Origin of the sequence: Leptospira saintgironsiae (assembly GCF_002811765.1) — a bacterium.
Classification (GTDB): domain Bacteria; phylum Spirochaetota; class Leptospiria; order Leptospirales; family Leptospiraceae; genus Leptospira_B; species Leptospira_B saintgironsiae.
The window spans coordinates 1-16,955 of record NZ_NPDR01000014.1; the positions used below are offsets into that span (position 1 = coordinate 1).

Annotated in this window: 13 protein-coding genes; 3 read left to right on the forward strand and 10 right to left on the reverse strand. The window is 38.9% G+C overall.

Annotated elements, in window-relative coordinates:
- From CH362_RS18285 to CH362_RS18315, 7 genes are all read right to left on the reverse strand, one after another.
- On the reverse strand, positions 1-1,386 hold a 1,386-nt coding region (locus CH362_RS18285; protein WP_100711781.1), incomplete at its 3' end, for a sulfurtransferase.
- Positions 1,387-1,400: 14 nt separating this feature from the next.
- Positions 1,401-2,372, reverse strand: a complete 972-nt coding sequence (locus tag CH362_RS18290; RefSeq protein ID WP_100711758.1) for a hypothetical protein — start codon at positions 2,370-2,372, stop codon at positions 1,401-1,403.
- 18 nt (positions 2,373-2,390) lie between these two features.
- Positions 2,391-2,759: a hypothetical protein gene (locus CH362_RS18295; RefSeq protein ID WP_100711759.1), complete on the reverse strand. Its 369-nt coding sequence runs from the start codon at positions 2,757-2,759 to the stop codon at positions 2,391-2,393.
- An 84-nt stretch (positions 2,760-2,843) separates the two neighbouring features.
- Entirely contained in the window at positions 2,844-4,391 is a 1,548-nt protein-coding gene (locus CH362_RS18300; protein ID WP_100711760.1) for a sulfurtransferase, read from the reverse strand.
- A gap of 306 nt (positions 4,392-4,697) precedes the next feature.
- Positions 4,698-5,792, reverse strand: coding sequence for a hypothetical protein (locus tag CH362_RS19450; protein ID WP_244280647.1), 1,095 nt, complete (start codon positions 5,790-5,792; stop codon positions 4,698-4,700).
- A 93-nt stretch (positions 5,793-5,885) separates the two neighbouring features.
- Positions 5,886-6,470 carry a helix-turn-helix domain-containing protein gene (locus tag CH362_RS18310; protein WP_100711761.1) on the reverse strand — a complete coding sequence of 195 codons (585 nt, stop codon included), beginning with the start codon at positions 6,468-6,470 and terminating at the stop codon, positions 5,886-5,888.
- Between the two features lie 128 nt (positions 6,471-6,598).
- Positions 6,599-7,873 carry a hypothetical protein gene (locus CH362_RS18315; RefSeq protein ID WP_244280648.1) on the reverse strand — a complete coding sequence of 425 codons (1,275 nt, stop codon included), beginning with the start codon at positions 7,871-7,873 and terminating at the stop codon, positions 6,599-6,601.
- Between the two features lie 243 nt (positions 7,874-8,116).
- Here CH362_RS18315 and CH362_RS18320 point away from each other — a divergent pair, with 243 nt between their 5' ends.
- From CH362_RS18320 to CH362_RS18330, 3 genes are read left to right on the forward strand one after another with little or no spacing between them, the layout of a single operon-like run.
- Positions 8,117-9,001 carry a sulfurtransferase gene (locus CH362_RS18320; RefSeq protein WP_100711762.1) on the forward strand — a complete coding sequence of 295 codons (885 nt, stop codon included), beginning with the start codon at positions 8,117-8,119 and terminating at the stop codon, positions 8,999-9,001.
- 10 nt (positions 9,002-9,011) lie between these two features.
- On the forward strand, positions 9,012-10,373 hold the full coding sequence (locus tag CH362_RS18325; protein WP_100711763.1) for a multiheme c-type cytochrome: 1,362 nt from the start codon (positions 9,012-9,014) through the stop codon (positions 10,371-10,373).
- Between the two features lie 5 nt (positions 10,374-10,378).
- Positions 10,379-11,101: a glycosyltransferase family 2 protein gene (locus CH362_RS18330; protein ID WP_100711764.1), complete on the forward strand. Its 723-nt coding sequence runs from the start codon at positions 10,379-10,381 to the stop codon at positions 11,099-11,101.
- On the opposite strand, the gene CH362_RS18335 is transcribed toward CH362_RS18330, so the two are convergent.
- The 3 genes from CH362_RS18335 to CH362_RS18345 are packed head-to-tail and all read right to left on the reverse strand — an operon-like array spanning position 11,076 to position 16,859.
- Entirely contained in the window at positions 11,076-13,778 is a 2,703-nt protein-coding gene (locus tag CH362_RS18335; RefSeq protein ID WP_100711765.1) for a PAS domain S-box protein, read from the reverse strand. The two genes, CH362_RS18330 and CH362_RS18335, sit on opposite strands and share 26 nt — an antisense overlap.
- A 19-nt stretch (positions 13,779-13,797) precedes the next feature.
- Positions 13,798-15,003, reverse strand: a complete 1,206-nt coding sequence (locus tag CH362_RS18340; protein WP_100711766.1) for an EAL domain-containing response regulator — start codon at positions 15,001-15,003, stop codon at positions 13,798-13,800.
- Positions 15,000-16,859, reverse strand: a complete 1,860-nt coding sequence (locus CH362_RS18345; protein ID WP_100711767.1) for a PAS domain S-box protein — start codon at positions 16,857-16,859, stop codon at positions 15,000-15,002. The genes CH362_RS18340 and CH362_RS18345 overlap by 4 nt, the downstream gene beginning before the upstream one ends.
- Positions 16,860-16,955: the final 96 nt, after the last annotated feature.

The window sequence follows — 16,955 nt, forward strand, 5'->3', positions numbered from 1 at the left end:
GCCCCCTCCTCCGGAGGAAGCAGAGCCAGAGAGATATTTTTTATCCTGGTCGATGATATCGTTGGTACCTTTTGCAAAGTTACGATCCGGAGTGAAGTAGGTTCCTAAATTAGAAATATTGGATGCGTCTATTCCACCCTTTCCTACGTTATACGTAATCGATTGGCTCACGGTACCTCTGTCGGTTCTCCAAGGAGACACAGCACTTAAGTTGGACCAAGTCGCACCTGAATCGAAGGCAAGAGATCCCCATTCCACCCAAGATCCGTCATAAAATCTTGTAGGATATCCAAGGATCGCAAGAGTTGCAAATCCAGTGATGGAAGATCTTACATTCGTTCTGCAATAAGCAATGATTGTCTGTCCTTCCGTATATCCGTTCGTTGATAGAAGATTTTGGAGATCTGATTTTGGCAGGAACTCCTTGTTTGCATTGATAAAGTTTGCAAACGGAAGATTTTTCGCACCTTTTACATGCCCTTCAAAAGGTGTATAACAACTAGGAGTATCCGCACAGGTAAGATTAGAAGGTCCTACTGTGGATCCGCTTCCGTCGTATTCCGTTGACGATCTAGCATCCATGATGAAACTTCCTCCCGCTGGAGCCGGAGTAGAATTCGTGAAAGTCGGATCGGTTATACCTTGAACAGCATTAAAAACATCTGCAAGTGTAGCTTGTAAGATTGTATGATCTCGATACAAACTTCCTACTGTTCCTGCTCCGCTTGTTGTCGGAACAGTATAGATAGAGCCACCCGTTAATTGAGAAGCAGCGATCTTTGTGGAAGCCGCTCCGTTCAAAACTGCCAAGTGATTTTTCTCCACTCCCCAATAATACAATGTATACCAGGATCTAAGGGTCATCATCAGGTTCCCGTCGGAAGGAACATCTTGCGCGAGCACTATCAGATCTGTTGCGGGATTCACACCGAAACGTTTTAAGAATGCGTCAATATTCGCTCCTTCCGGAACAATGGTCTCTGTATCGATCAGGCCGTTAAATCTAGTCTGACCAAAAAAAGTATAATCTGTAGAACTCGCACTGATCCCATACACTCTTACACCAGTCTCAGGTCTTATATAAGAACCGGAAAGTGCTCCTCCACTTATCTGAAAGATGATCAATCTTCCGCTGATCGCAGATGGACGATTCGATGCCCAATTGGATCTCCAAGATTCCAAAGTGGATGCAGTTATCAGACCATACGTATTGCTATTATAGTCGTCATTCGAAACGGACAGAAGTTGTGAAGTCTCAAACACCTGCACAGGCTGTACCAGAGCAAGCTTCTGATACGGAGTGATGTATTCCGGAGCATCACAGGATGCGAAAACCGAAATTAGTATAGAAAGAATTCCTAATTTTCTAATATTTAAATTTAACATACTTTCCCCTCCGATCATAAGTTAAATGGAAAATTGATTAGGAACCCGAAGGTTCTTAAGATTGCGGTGTTGTACCCGGAATAAGTATGAGAATAGAAGAAGTTATAGTAATTCCCGTACTTGTCTGTATAACCCAAACTCACTTCCAGGTTATGATATATTTCCTTTCTTCCCCAAGCAGGCCTTTCATGTTCCAAGTAGTAGCTATACCAATCCGTTCCAAAAGGTGCGATAGATGGTGTATCTATTTGGATCAAATTTAAAGGAGGAGTTCCTTTAGGATCTGCAAACGCATATCCTCCCTGACCTATCTGTCCTCTACTTCCTACGATAAAGATAAAAGAATCAAAGAAACGTTTGTACAAGGCTCCGTAGTACAGCACATCATCAGGCACTGGCTTTTCTCTTCTGCGATAACTCCATTCGCCTAGAGCGCCAAGTCCCCAGATATTGAAGTCTTTACCTAAGTAAATATTTACTTCTGCACCGTTAGCTCCATCACCTAGAGCTTGCGGGTTTCTATCATAATCACCTTTCTTGATCCCACCAATCCTTACACTGACTGTCGGAACCCAGATGGAATCGAAATCGTACTCGTCCAAAACCTTATAACGTAAACCTGCTCTGGAATCTATGATCCCGTATTTATCAGGTTGTTCCGGAGAAGTTAAGGTCCCGAAATAACGATCTATCAATTGGGTCCTACCCAATTTACCGAAACCAGTTTGCAAATCCACAGTCAGTCTATCTGTAATCCCATACTCGAAAGCAAGGGCACCCACATTGATACGAACATCGTCATCATAAGTAGTATGATATTTACCAACATAAGCAGAATCATAAACTGAATTCACTGCAGTAGTCCGGACCCATAATTGTCTTTGATAAGGTGCCCAAACCGTCTGAGAGAATAATTCCCCAGTAAAAAGTGGTTGGGCTAATAATAGAAGGGGAAGAAAAACTCCCTTCTTAAATAAAAATTTCATTATATAAAGATTCCCTAATTAATCCTTTTTCTCCTCCAACTTCACGTTGAAGCGGATGCTTACGAAAAATTCCAAAGCGGAAATCTGTTCTTCGGATAATTTGCCTGCCAAATCCTCCAGATTCACCCTTCCTTTTTCGGAGTTGGGTAAAGAACCTTGTAGATATTCTAAGCGGTTTTTCTGAGATTTTACTAGATCTTCTTTTTTGGCGTCTAAGGCGACCTCTGCGTTATAGATTGCCTTGCCTAGATTGAATTTTTCCCTTTCTTTTCCACGAAGTGCTTGTCCAGCAACCCCGCCGCCTCCGAATCCTCCGGAAGCAAAAATCCCTTGCAAAGAAGAGAAGATCAGTGCGCCTATTAACGCGTAGATATATAAAGTTTTCATAAAGCAGTAACTCCCTCTTTTTATTTTATGTTACAGAATTGAAAAGGGCGAGGATATCCTCGCCCAGTCTATGTAAGTTGTGGCTTATTGGTTCTTGTAATTCCAGTCCTCTACGAAAGCCGCTTTAGTAGTAGTAGCTGAAGAGTTGATTTGGAAATAATCCACAGTGGATTTTTTCACACCTGTATTGTAGTGAGCTCCATCGCCGGATCCTCTTGCGCCAGACTCGATCGCGCCTTGAATGTCAGGAGCGAATTTAGCCGGAACGGAAGGATAAGAAGAAGCACCTGCAGTTACGTCGTCGTTGAAGTTTCCAGATGGGAAGTTTCCTGCCAAGAATCCGAAGATGCTCCATCCGTCTTCTAAGAACACAGAAGGACGTCCCAAGATCAAGAGAGTGGAAATACCGCTTGTTTGAGTTCTGGTATTGGTTCTGCAGTATTGAAGAATGGTTTGGCCTTCTTCGTATGCAGGAGCACCTGAGTTAGGTCCACCAGTAGTTCCGTAAGTGTCCCAGATATTTTGAACATCAGCTTTAGACTTGAACTTCAGAGTGTTGAAAGTTCCTGCAGCAGAAGTAGTATAAGCGTAAGTGTTATCCAGAGTAGAACGATCTACTAGGTTATAATGAGGAACGAAAACAGCACCTTTCAAGTGACCTTCGAAAGCAACTGCTCCACCTCCAGATTTAGTAGTTCCGGTAGTGTTCTCTCCACCGTTATACTCCTGCCATCCTGCAGAGGAAGTATATACGCTGATATCGTTGTTATTGTTTGCAGTTCTGTTGTCAGAAATCAAAACAGTGGAAGAAAGTCCTTTCACACCATGATTTCCGTTATTCTTAGCAACTGCGATTGTATCTTCGATGCTTAGAGTTAAGATCCTGTTATCAACATTCTTAAGTTGTTTAACAGAGAATGTTCCATTCAAAGGAGGAACAGATTCGTCGGTGTCATTACCCAATTCTGCTTCAGGGAATTGACCTTTGATAGTTCCGTTCAGGATAGCAAGATGTGCGTGAGCCACACCCCAATATCTTAAAGAATAATGTTGGTGACCGATGGATCCGTAGTTGTCTCCATTTCCACTTGCAAATACGATCAGGTCTTTAGTAGGATCTACTCCATAAGTTTGGAACCATTCGTCGATGCTCGCACCACTAATAAGTCCGTTTCCTCCAGTGGTTGAAGTTCCACCAGGAATAGAGATCAAACCATTGTATCTGGTTTCTCTAAAAGTTTTCCAGGAATAAAGTGCAGTATTGTTTCCTGCAACGGAAACGAAAACTTTCACTCCTGTAGTAGGAAGGATTAAACTTTTATTCGCATCTGCTCCAACTTTGTTTGCTTGGAAGATCACTAAGTTTCCGGTAATGCCTGCTGGTTTATTATTTGCCCAGTCGCTTACCCAACTTCTGAGAGTAGCCGAAGTGATAAGACCATATTGGTTTTCGTTATAATCGTCTGCAGACTCGATCGCTAGATCAGAGGCGCTTGCCACCTTCACACCGGAAGTTCCCCCGCCAATTGCAGCTAGTGCAAGTGCGGAACTGTCAGAAGATCCCTCTCCACAATTCCCGAGTAATCCCAGCGCAATTGCCAGGAGGCTCGAATTAATGAGCATATTTTTCATTTTGTTCTCCTAAATGCTGGTCCGATCGGGGTTCCCTCATGTTTATTCCACTGCGGACTCTAAGCACAAAGTCGAGAAAAGGCTCTGCTTTCACCAGGCTTATTTCAATATAACGAACATATTATCCAATTAATTGAACAATATATTAGAATAAACGACCAATTTTTTAAACAAAACGGAGTAGACTCTAAAAAACGGGGAACAAAGTGGCCTGAGAAAATGGTTTTTGTAACCCGGGGTAACGTTATCTTCCGCTAAAACAGAATATTCGAAATTTAGAAATTAGCTTTTCATAAAGTGTTTAGCTCAAAAGGAAATGCGGGGTCCTAAATAGAACAGGTCTCTTCCCCATTTATAGAAAGGTTCAAAAATCAAAAGATAGGTCAGTGCGAGAATTAATCCGCCGCTTAGGATCCTTTTTTCGCGATTAGAAAATCCTTGTTGAGAACGTATCAGCCAAAGAGAGAGCCAAGCCGGATAGAATAAGTGAGAGAACACTCTTGTACTATCTGCGGTGAAGAAGGTAATGAAGAGTGCGCCAAAACACACGAGCAAGATAGAGATCTTTTTACGGGTTAAATTCTCCAAAAATAGAAACAATAAGCCATTCCAGAAAGAAAGTAAGGTAAGAAGAAGATGTTTCGTATGCATAGAATACCAGCGCGCGAAACCTAAAGATTGGGCAGTATTTAATCTTCTTTCATTCCATTCTACTCCATGCAGAAAGAAGAGCAAATAAGAAGAAACTCTACCTGCAAATATTCCTAACAGAAAGACCTTTAAGATATCCCGATCGATCTCTTTCTTCTCCCAGAAATGTAAAAACAAAACTAAAAATGAAATTATTAGAAACTGATAAAAATGGGTCCAAGATCCTAGAATCAAAAGTACAAATAGAACATATAAATAAATCTTCTTTCCTGGATCCCGATCTCTCAGATCTAAGAATAATACAAGCAAAACAGACCAGAAGAATGTAAGATGATCCGCAAAGCCGATCCAATTGTTCTGAATGAGATATATAGGAGAAAGAAGTAAAAAGAAACCTATAAATATCCCGGTAAAAATGTTTCTAAAATAAGAAGCATAAGCAATCAGGATCGCAGAAATAATATATAATAAAAACTTACAATACCTTTTGAAATCTTCTGGAGAAAGATCTATTTTGAAGATCCTGAGATGATAGGGAAATAAAAAAGAATCCGAATCGTATTCTTTGGAAAGATCCGATTTAGAGAGAGAATAAAACTCCGAGTTAATTACCTGAGACTCAGGAGGAGACTTATATAAAAAGTAAGAGGCTTCCTTTAAGAAAAAAATGGATACAAGTCCGATGAGTAAGGACAAAATCAGTTTTTTTCGTTTGGAGAAAATTTCTCGGATGCTATCCAGGGCCTTCATCTAATCAAAAACTTTTCTTGAAATGAAAAGTCCGGATTATACTCTAAGCCCCCTTAAGAATTGCAATTAACAAAACTCAAATAGAGATCTATTTCAATCGTCTGAAAGAGAAGAGGACCAGATCAGGTAGGAATCCTTCTCTCCTAAATTTGCAAGTTCTTGCAGATCTTTGCCCAAGAAAGTCATGCTGTCCCCTTCTTGTAGGTCGAACCATTTACCTCCAACTTTCAAACGAAGTGCGCCTGATTGTAGGAACAAATTCTGTCTTTGTTTAGATTGTACTTTTGTAATAAAGGTTTTGGCAACTCCGGGAAGAAGCCTGATCTCGAACAATCTAGTTTGAAATCTAGTTTCTTCATGAAGAAGAGGACGGATCACGTATTGGTTCTCTTCTACCGAATTTTCACTGGAGTCTTCTTTCCTGAAAATTTTAGGAAATTCTTCCTTAGAAAATTCCATAAGACTGGACAAAGGTAAACGGATTGCCTTTGAAATTTTCCATAATAGCGCAATTGAAGGTGCAGCCTTCCCAGATTCTACAAGGCTTAACATTCCTCGGCTGACCTGAGATAATTCTGCAAGCTTTCCAAGAGAAAGACCTAACTCTTGTCTCCTCTTACGAACCAAGGTTCCAATAGATTGGATCAGACCTCTTTCAATCGGATCGATCGTTGGCATACTCGGTTCTCCCCACTGGTCCTGAATTTTGTTTATTCCGAACAGTTATAATAATATTTTATCCAACTTATTGGAAATACTGTCCAAAATAACAACCAAAATTCTTTCAAAGGAGAAAAAAATCTGATTTAGCCCAAAAGTGATGTTTTATCGAGGGAATTGATGATTTTAGAAGAAAATCGGATCCTATACCAGACAATAAGAATCGGAAAGAAGAGCAAGCTGATCGAAAGCAAGAGCCAATCGGGATGTGCATAATAACCTTTTTCTAATACAGACTTCCAATCTCCCAAATTCGCGTAGTTCAAATAAGAGACCTGAGCTAAGAACAAAAATACCCAAGAAGGCCAAAAGACCCTGGATCCCGTAAGCAAAAATGGGAACATCCAAAGCAAATACCAAGCATTTACTACTGGGGAAAAGTAGAAGAATAAGAAGAATGTAATTCCTATCTTCTCCTCTTCTCCCAAATCCACAGAGTATGATTTATTCAAAAAGAATAATATACTGATAAATGCGGGGATCGCCCAGAAAACTCGAGAGAGTCCTCCAAATAAGTTATAAAAAATATTATAACCCAAAGGAAAGAATGTAAAACTTCCTGCAAACCTGCTTAAAGCCGTAAAATCAGTTTCTTTGGAAAAGAATAGAAAAGGAGAATATGCTAAGACTATCCCTAAAATCGAAAAAGTAATATCAACCATTGCTTTTTTCGAATTCTGATTTTTGTCCCAATGCGACTTCAATAAGAAAGGAAAAAGTAAAATACCAAATCCTTTTACAGAAATGCTAAGCCCCCAAATAAAAAAACTTAAACGAAACCTAGACTTCTCCGCTAAATAAAAAGAATAAAACAGAAGTAAGATCCCAATAATATCAGGGTGAGAATTTAAGAAAACCTCTTTGATCAGAATTGGATTCCAAAAGTATAAAGAAGAAGAACCAATCCCATATTTAGTCCTGATTAGGAAAAATAGAAGAATATCGGGAACCAAAAGAAAAAGTTTAAGAGCCCAAAGCTTCCAAGGAAATAGAATATGAATAAGATAAAAATAGATCTCAAGGACTGGACCATAGATGGTGGGCCAGTCAGGATGATTGATCCTAGAAAGTATTTCAGTTCTAGTCGGATCTAATTCTCCAAAGAAAGATTCTGGAGTAATTCCATAAGGACTTCCTTTTTCTGAACTGATCCATCCATCCCAAAGATAACGTGCCCAATCATCTTCAAAGATAGGAGTCGAAAAGATCAAGACAATACGAAGAATAAGTCCTAAAACAAAACTTAATCTCGGAGAAGTTTCAAAAGTTTTGGAAAGAAATAGAAATCCATAAACAATGCTTAATCCGCAAAACCCTAGAATGTATAAATTTCCAGTTAAACTTCTCCCCTGGTTCTTCATTTCCCAAAAGAGAAAAATGCATAGATAAGCAAGAGAGCCCAGAATCCAAATCAGATTTGCACGACTTAGAATGAGGCTTCTTCTTTCTTTATTCCTTTCTAATTCCAATGCCAATTTCCATTTTCACTGTTAAATACCATTAAAAATACAGGACATTTGTCTGTAATATTAAAAATATTCTGTTATATAGGAATTTTTGTATTGTTTATTGACGATTTTTAGTCTCCTCCCAAGTTAGCTCAAATGAAGCTCGTAATCTCTTTTGCCTTAGTTTTTCTAATTTCTTCCTCGCTTTTCGCCTCCGAAAAACTTTCCGGAGTCAGAGGATGGTTCATCAGCGCACCAGAATCATTATACCTACACAGCCAAGGTGCGTTGTTCGTAGATGCAAGAGAAGGGATCAAAGTATCCACATTCTCCAAATCAGTTCCGTTGGGTTGGCAGGAAATCTCTCAAAAAGAATTTCCGAACCAAGGAAATTTGGTCCAAACTTCTGAGGCAAAGGAACTACTACGCAAAAAAGGTTTGGATCCGAATAAGATCATATTGGTATTCGGAGATCCTACAGGAGGATGGGGAGAGGAAGGTAGAATCGTCTGGTCCTTACGTACATTAGGTTTTTCTAAATCTTTTATAGTAGATGGGGGAATTAATGCTCTGCATAAGGCTTCCAGTTCTCCAGTCCCTAATCGTCCTGAAATTCTTTCTAAAATAAACGTTTCCGCTTCTGAAAATAAAAATTGGTCTGCAGATTCCAAATTGATCCAATCAGAACTTTCAGATAAAAAATTTGCTTTCATAGATACAAGAGAAGAAAGAGAATTTTTAGGTCAAACTCCTTATGGAGAATCCAGAGGAGGACATCTTCCAGGAGCAAAGTGGATCTATTATAAACAATTCTTAGACAAAGAGGGATACCTATTAAGTGAGTCCAAAATTGTTTCTAAATTATACGAATTAGGGATTTCCAAAGATAAGACAGTGATCTCTTATTGCACTGGAGGAGTTAGATCTGGTTGGATGACATCTGTTCTGGTCTCTTTGGGTTATAATGCAAAAAATTACGCAGGATCTATGTGGGAATGGTCTTCTAAAGGGGATCAAAACCATCCTTTAGTAACTAGATAATATTTTTATAATGTCCTTAAATAAAAGAAGAAGTTTAATATTAGCGGTTCTATCTTTATCCTTGGCCGCTAGTTTATTCTATTGTATTTTTACAAAACCAAAAGATAAACCAGTCCCTGTGGACGAGGTGTTTTCCCAGGCCCCTTGGTCCAAAACTTTACCTCATCTTCCACCCCTTGCCGGAGTGGGAGAAGTCAGAGCAGAAAATTGTGGGAAATGCCACGTAGAAATTTATGCAGAATGGAAAACATCCACTCACGCAAATGCTCTTTCTGATCTTCAGTTCCAATCTGAACTTTCTAAATCTTCTTCTCCAAGATGGCTTTGTTTAAACTGCCATACCCCAGTTGCGAACCAAAGAGAAACGCTGGTTAACTATCTAAATAACGGAGATTATAAAACTCCAATAGAAGAACCAAATCCTAACTTTGATCCTAAAATGAAAGCAGAAGCGATTACATGTGCTGTCTGCCATGTTCGTTTGGATGAGCAAGGGAACTCCTACGTATTAGGTGCAAATGGAACTACAAAACCTCCTCATCCTATCAAGATTGATCCAGACAAATTGAGGAATAGATGTTTAGATTGTCATAATGCAAATTATGTTTTGGACGACCAATTGGTATGCGCTTTCAAAACGGGAAATGAGTTGGAACAAAAGGGAAACTCCCACGGAAAAATTGCCTGTGGTTCCTGCCATATGGGAGAATTACAGCGTAAATTAGTCAAACCGGAGCTAAACACTCCAATCAGGACTTCTCATAAACATTCCTTTATTGGAGGAGGAGTTCCGAAAAAATTCGAGCTTTATGAAAAACAAATTCCTGGTGGATATAGAACTGGGCTAAAGATTACACCTCTTCAATTCAAGAAAAAAGAAAATGATATAGAATATTCGGTTTCTCTTACGAATGAAAAAGCAGCTCATAATATTCCAACTGGAGATCCTGAAAGATTTATACTTCTGAAAATTTCGTTATTGGACTCAAAAGGTAAATCCACCGCGACCAAAGAGATCAAGTTCGGACAAGAATGGGAATGGTATCCTAAGGCAAGACTGGTCGCAGATACTCGTATTCTTCCGGGAGAAACCAAGGTTTGGAAGGATGTATTTGATGGAATTGAAAAAGGACAGTCTAAAATCGCATTCGAAATTTATCATACTCGATTAAAAGAATCTAATGCAGAACATATGAGAAAGAATAGTGAGAATGCTCCCTCGGATCTTCGCAAAAAGATCTCCGAGATAGAAAATTTTTATCCTTTTTCTAGTTTAGTTCATAAAGAAGATATAGATCTAAATTCAGGAAAAAATAAGATCTATTCTCCTGAAGAACTTGTCAGGATCTCTAAAAACAGAAGAGGAGAATAATCCTTTTGAAAGCTCTCTGGGCAAATTCCAGATTTTTGATTCCTGCCCTAAACGAAGAAGAATCCTTACCCAAAGTTTTGGATTCTCTTTTTGGATTTGGGATCTTGCCTGAGCAAATTTTGATCTTAGACAATGGGTCCAAGGATTCGACTCCTCAGATCGCAATCAATGCAGGAGTGGTCTTAGTCCAAGAACCAAAAAAAGGTTACGGAGCCGCTTGTTTAGCAGGGATCCATTATCTTCAGGAAAGAAAAATTTCTCCTGAATTCATAGTGTTCATGGATGCAGATGGTTCGGATGATCTCGAGAATTTAAAAGACCTATTCTTTTCATTCTCACAAGATCCAAATACAAACTTTGTGATAGGTTCTAGGACATTAGGCAATGCAGAACCTGGTTCCTTGTCCTTCTTACAGAAATTCGGAAATTGGCTTTCTTGCTTTTTGATCCGGATTTTTTACAGGGTAAAATTCACTGATTTAGGCCCGTTCCGTGTTCTAAGATGGCAATCCCTATTAGATTTGAATCTGCAAGATCCTACTTGGGGATGGAATCTAGAAATGCAAATCAAAGCCATTCGGAAAAAATTTAGGATCCAAGAAGTTCCAGTTCATTATCGTAAAAGAAAAGGTGGAAAATCTAAGATCAGTGGGAATTTGATAGGAAGTTTAAAAGCAGGCGTAAAGATACTTTATATTTTCTTTAAGTTAACATTTTTTTCAATTTAGTCCAAGTGTAAGGTCTTTTCAGAACATTCAAAGAAGGATCCAAATCAGTTTTAGAATTCCATTCTGATATTATGATAATCCGATCCTTATTCTTGAATAATTTCCAATCTGAATTTTCAAATACGATTTCTTCTTCTGAAAAGATCGCATACATTTCGGGATAATTTTCTAAAATTGTTTTTGCTTCTTGCAAATCGTAAATAGGGAATATTTCAAAACCTAATCTTCTTAATAGAGCTGCTAGATAAGTTTGGCCTTTTAAGTTTTTTTCTAGTACCAAGATTTTTTCGTTTCGATTTTCGTAGGCAATCTCAGGACTTCTGCTCAACGGAAGAAAGATCTCTATGCAGGTGCCCTTTCCGATCTCACTATGCACGTGGACCATTCCATTAGACTGCTTTACAAATCCGTAAACCATTGGCATGCCGAGGCCGGTCCCCTTCCCGGATTGTTTGGTGGTAAAGAATGGTTCGAATAATCTTTCTAAGACTCTATCGTCCATTCCAGAACCTTCGTCTCTAACAGAAATGATACATGCGTCTTCCATATCCACAAATCCTGGGATCATGGATCTATGTTCTTTTCCTGCGGGAGAAAATCCTGTACTTACTAAAATTTTTCCTCCATGAGGCATTGCGTCTCTTGAGTTCAAACATAGGTTTAAAATTGCGTTTTCTAAACCATTCTTCTCAAAAGAACAGATCATAGGAAATTCTTCGAAGCAAAATTCTATACTGACTATATCGTTTCTAATACGAGTGAGTATATCCGCAAAGTCGGAGATCACATGACTTACATCTGCTTGCTCGGGATTTAACGCCTGTTTGCGCGAGAATGCCAATAGTCTTCTGTTAAGTTCGGCTCCTCTTCTGACCGCGTCTTGGGCGGAAAATACCCTTTTTAATAATTCAGGAGTTTCTCTTAGGTTTAATTCGAGAAGATCCAAATTGGCTAAGATGATGTTCAGAAGATTATTAAAATCGTGCGCCATTCCTCCTGCAAGTTGGCCTACTGCTTCCATCTTCTGAAGTTGTCTAAGAGAATCGTTCCATTCTTTTTCTTCAGTGATATCCTGCATGGTTCCAGTCCCACCGATAAATTTTCCATTTCGGTTCAGTAAACCTTCTCCTTTTACAGAAAGAATTTTTTCTATTCCATCTTTTGATACAATATGAAGTTCAGTTTCTTCAAAGGTACCTTGGGTAAGGAATTTTTCATAATTTTGCGAGATACGATCTCTATCTTCCGGAGGAATAAATTGGATAAAATCCTCGAAGCCAGGTGGAGAATCATTAGGTTCCAAACCGAATATTTCGTACAAACCGGGTGACCAACTTACTTTTCCGTCGAACTCCATTGTCCAGCTTCCCATCTTTGCAAGCTTTTGAGCATTATATAGTTGTTCACGGTTTACATTGAGTTGGTCCGCAAAGGATTCCAACTTCAGAATGGTCAATCTATCTTCTGTAATGTCCCTACCAATGCAAAAAACACTTCCCGATTCAGGAGAATGGGATATATTCCAATAGATATATCGAAGCTGTCCATATTTCGTTATATAACGATTTTCGAATCCTTCCTTACTTCCTGACGCTATCTTAGCCTTTGTAAGTTCTATATCATCCGGATGTATGAACTCCAACAGACTCTTGTTTTTTACATATTTTCTTTCATAACCTAAAACCTTTTGGAAGGCAGGGTTCGTTTTCCGGATTATACAATCCAAACCGATGGTAACTATAATTTCAGAAGAAAGTTCTATTAAAGCTTTCCGTTCTTCATCCGCAACCCTTCTACTTACTATCTCCGCAAATCTTTTGGAAACGACCCCGAGTAGATCTAAGTATGCTTCTTCCGGATTCAAAACTCTTTCAGAAAGAAGTTCTATTTCATAAAATCTTCCGTCAGAAAGTATAGGAATACCTATCCAAGAACGGAAACCCGCTGCTAATGCTGCATCCTTTCTTTTTAGTTCAGTGTCTACTACAAGGTCCGGTATAAAGTATAATTCTCCCGATTCACTGACTTTCTTTAGTATACCTTCTTTGGTGCTGAAAAATTTGTTTATGGATTCTTTTCGAAACAGAAGTTGAAAATCGGATCCATAAACATACGGGTCTTCTTCATTTATATAAACAGTATTGTCTTTGGATCTCCAGATCTGTCCGTAAGTCCATGGAGTATTTTTAATTAAGGTTTTGAGTACCTTTTCAAATGCAGAACTCAGAGTGTCGGAAGTGGAAATATCCCAAAGTAAACTTTCTCCTATTGCCCAGGAGATTTCTCTCTTCTTCCTTTGAGTAATATCTAGATAATAAACTAAAAATCCATCGGGTCTTGGATAGATCCTTACTTCTATCCATGAATTAAATGGTTCGAAGAATGCTTCGAATATGCAGGGCTTTCCTGTCTCTTTTGCCTTTTTGTATTGGGTTTCGAAATCTGTTCCGACTGTTCTTGGAAAATCCGTAAGTATGTTTTTACCAATGAGGCTTTCTTTTGGTCTACGTAAGACTTCTTCCGCCTTTTCATTTACATACGTTAGGTTCCAATCGAGGTCTGCAAAGATAAACGCGTCAGGTATATGATCAAATACCAAGCTTGATTCTTGATTTGTTTCGGGAGTTTGACCTGAAACTACTTGTTCCGATGATTTGTTGCTCTTTCCCGAGGACATTCTACCAAGGGTATTATTGTTAACCGAATTTGGAAAGAATTTCTGGGATTTTTTCAGGATGAACAGGTTTAGAATAATAATAACCCTGCCCTACATCGCAACCAGCTTCCTTCATCAATCTTTCCACTTCTGCAGTTTCTATTCCTTCTGCGACGACATTCATCCCTAACTTATGCCCTAAATCAACAGAAGCCTGACAAATAAACAAGGATTCCCTATCCCTTGGGGAGTCCATAACGAAGGACTTATCTATCTTCAGTTCTGTAAATGGAAATCTATGTAATTGTTTCAGGGAAGAATAACCCGTGCCGAAATCATCAATGGATAAACCGATCCCTCTGATCCTGAGCCTGGTTAAGATATCTTGAGTAAAACGAATATTCTCTAAAAATCCAGTCTCTGTGATCTCCATTTGGAATTGGCTTTGTGGTATTCCTTTATTCTTAATTTTAGCAAGGATCCTCTCAGGAAAGTCCAACTCTGTCAAAGTTACGGGTGAAACGTTAACCGCTACACGTAGCTTTCGTCCGTTTGTATGCCAGATCCTAGTCTCATCTAATGCGATATCTATAATTTTCTCCGTCATCAGATTTAAGATGCTAATTTCTTTTTCCATCAAAGGTAAAAATGAATCAGGGAACACTAATCCTAATTTTGGATGGTTCCATCTTACTAGTGCCTCGAAACCTTCTACCCTTCCTGTTTTTAGATCGAACTTAGGTTGATAATATAATACAAACTGATCGGAACGAACCGCATCTAAAACTTCTTCCTTTTCGAATGTAGGACCTGATTTTCCTTTTCCACCAGTTTTGGTGCGGGAAGAAATGTCTGATTCTTTTTCAGCAATCGCAGATAATGTATTTCTGATATCGGAAACTCGGATTGGTTTTTCCATAACTGCTGCGATATGTAGTCCATATTCCCCAGCTAATGTCTCCGCACTATGAAGTGTCCTTCTGTCAGCACCGGAGATCAAGATCACATCAGGATGAACTTCTTTCTCGGATAAGAATCGGATCACGTCCACTCCATCCATTCCTGGAATCATTAGATCCAAGATCACACAATCAAAACTTGGATCTACTTTGTCTAAAAAATCAGGAGCAGTATGAGATAATGAAACCTCGAAACCACAATCTACTGCGATCTCTCCCAAGATCTTTGCGATTTCTTCTTCGTCATCCAGGATCAGAAGTTTTTTAGAATTTCTTGAATCCGTCATGGAAGAATTTCTCCGATATTGCGAACCGCTTCTTTCAATGAGGTTTTAGTATAAGGTTTTCGGACCAGAGGAATAGTATTAGGAAGTTCTAAACTTTCTCCTCGGCTCGAAGAAGTTGCGATTATTTTTCCGGAACCAAATCTTTCCATTTCTTTTTTTAGATCTATTCCTTTAGAATCCGCTAGTTGAAGGTCCAACAATACGAAAGAGATTTCTGTGTCACCTGAGAAAAATTTTGCCAATCGTTTCATATCCGAACTCACATGAGGTTCGTAGCCCAATTCTCTTAAGTATACACAAGCCAATTCAGCAGTTTCTCTATTTTCTTCCATGACCAAAGTTTTCTTTTTGGTCGCAATAAGTTGCTCGTCCTTTGACTGTTCATGCAAAGGTAAGAATATTAGAAAACTGGAACCATATTCCGGGGCTGTGATAACTTTCAAAAAACCGTTCGATTGTTTTACAAAACCGTAAACCATGGTCAATCCCAAACCGGTTCCTTTTCCTCCTCCCTTGGTCGAAAAAAACGGATCAAAAATACGGGCCTTAGTGATATCGTCCATGCCTGTGCCCGTGTCAGTAACGGTGACCAGAAAATAATCCTTTGCTTCCAAACCGGAAATTTTAGGGCCCTTAGAGTCTCCGTTATGCACAAATCCGGTAGAAATAAATATTTTACCACCATCTGGCATAGCATCTCTCGCATTTAAAGCAAGATTGAGTATCGCATTCTCGAGTCCGGTCTTTTCTATGTCGCAAACCGTCTTATCATCTGCGATCTCGTATTCTATTTCGATTTTTTCAGTCCTGATCCTATCCAGAATTGGAACAAAATCCTTTAATACCCGGTTTACGTCACATGATTCCGGGTTCAAGGCCTGCTTTCTAGAAAAAGCAAGGAGTCTTTTATTGATCTCGACTCCTCTTTGTATAGCGTCTTGTGCGGATCGAACTCTTTTCATCAGTTCTTCAGAATCTTTCAGCTTCATTTCGAGAAGATCTAGATTTGCTAATATTACATTTAATAAATTATTAAAGTCATGGGCCATTCCACCTGCGAGTTGTCCCACAGCCTCCATCTTTTGGGAATGTCTGATTCTCTCTTCTGTATTTCGTCTTTCTGTAATATCTCTTTCTATCCCCATTAAATGGGTAACAACGCCTTGTTCATTCACGATAGGAAAGATATCCATCTCTATCCAATATTCTTTTCCATCTTTATCGTAATTGATAATCTCTTCGAAAGAAGGTTTTCCTTCCGAGATTGATTTTCGGATCCGATCTAATACTGCTCTATCTGTTTTAGGACCTTGCAGGATCCTAGGAGTTTTTCCTAATACTTCTTCTCTTTTATAACCAGTTAATCTTTCAAAGGCACCATTTACATATACTATCTTTGGTCCTGGTTCATCTATAGGAGAAGCTTCAGTAATCAAAAAAATATCTTTGGATCTTTCTATACCTATCTTAAGAAGATTAAGATTTTCTTCTGTCGTCTTAGCTTGTAGCACAAGTCGTATAGAACGATCTAATAGATCAGTATTTACATTCTCTTTAAGAAATATATCAGAGAATGAAATTTTGGAATTTTTGAGTGCTTCTTTACTTTCTTGATTTTCCGCGATTGTAATCAAGGGGGGAAGGATCCGGGCCTTCTCCAGTACTTCTAAATTATTTTTGGAATTATATTGAAATAGTATAACGTCAAAAAATTCAGTCTTGGTCTTTTCCAAGGCTTCTTGAAAGTCCAAGGCTCTCGTACAATTAGGGGAGAAAGATTCGATACCCCCTAATAGAGTTCGGATCCATTTGTATTCTTCTTCCCTATTTTCTATGATTAAAATACTGGACCGCATCAGGCATTCGACGAAAAAACGAGACGTTTAACCCGCCTTTCTCTCCTTAAAAAAAATCCGATCTAAATATTTTTAGCTATCAGAAATCTATATAGA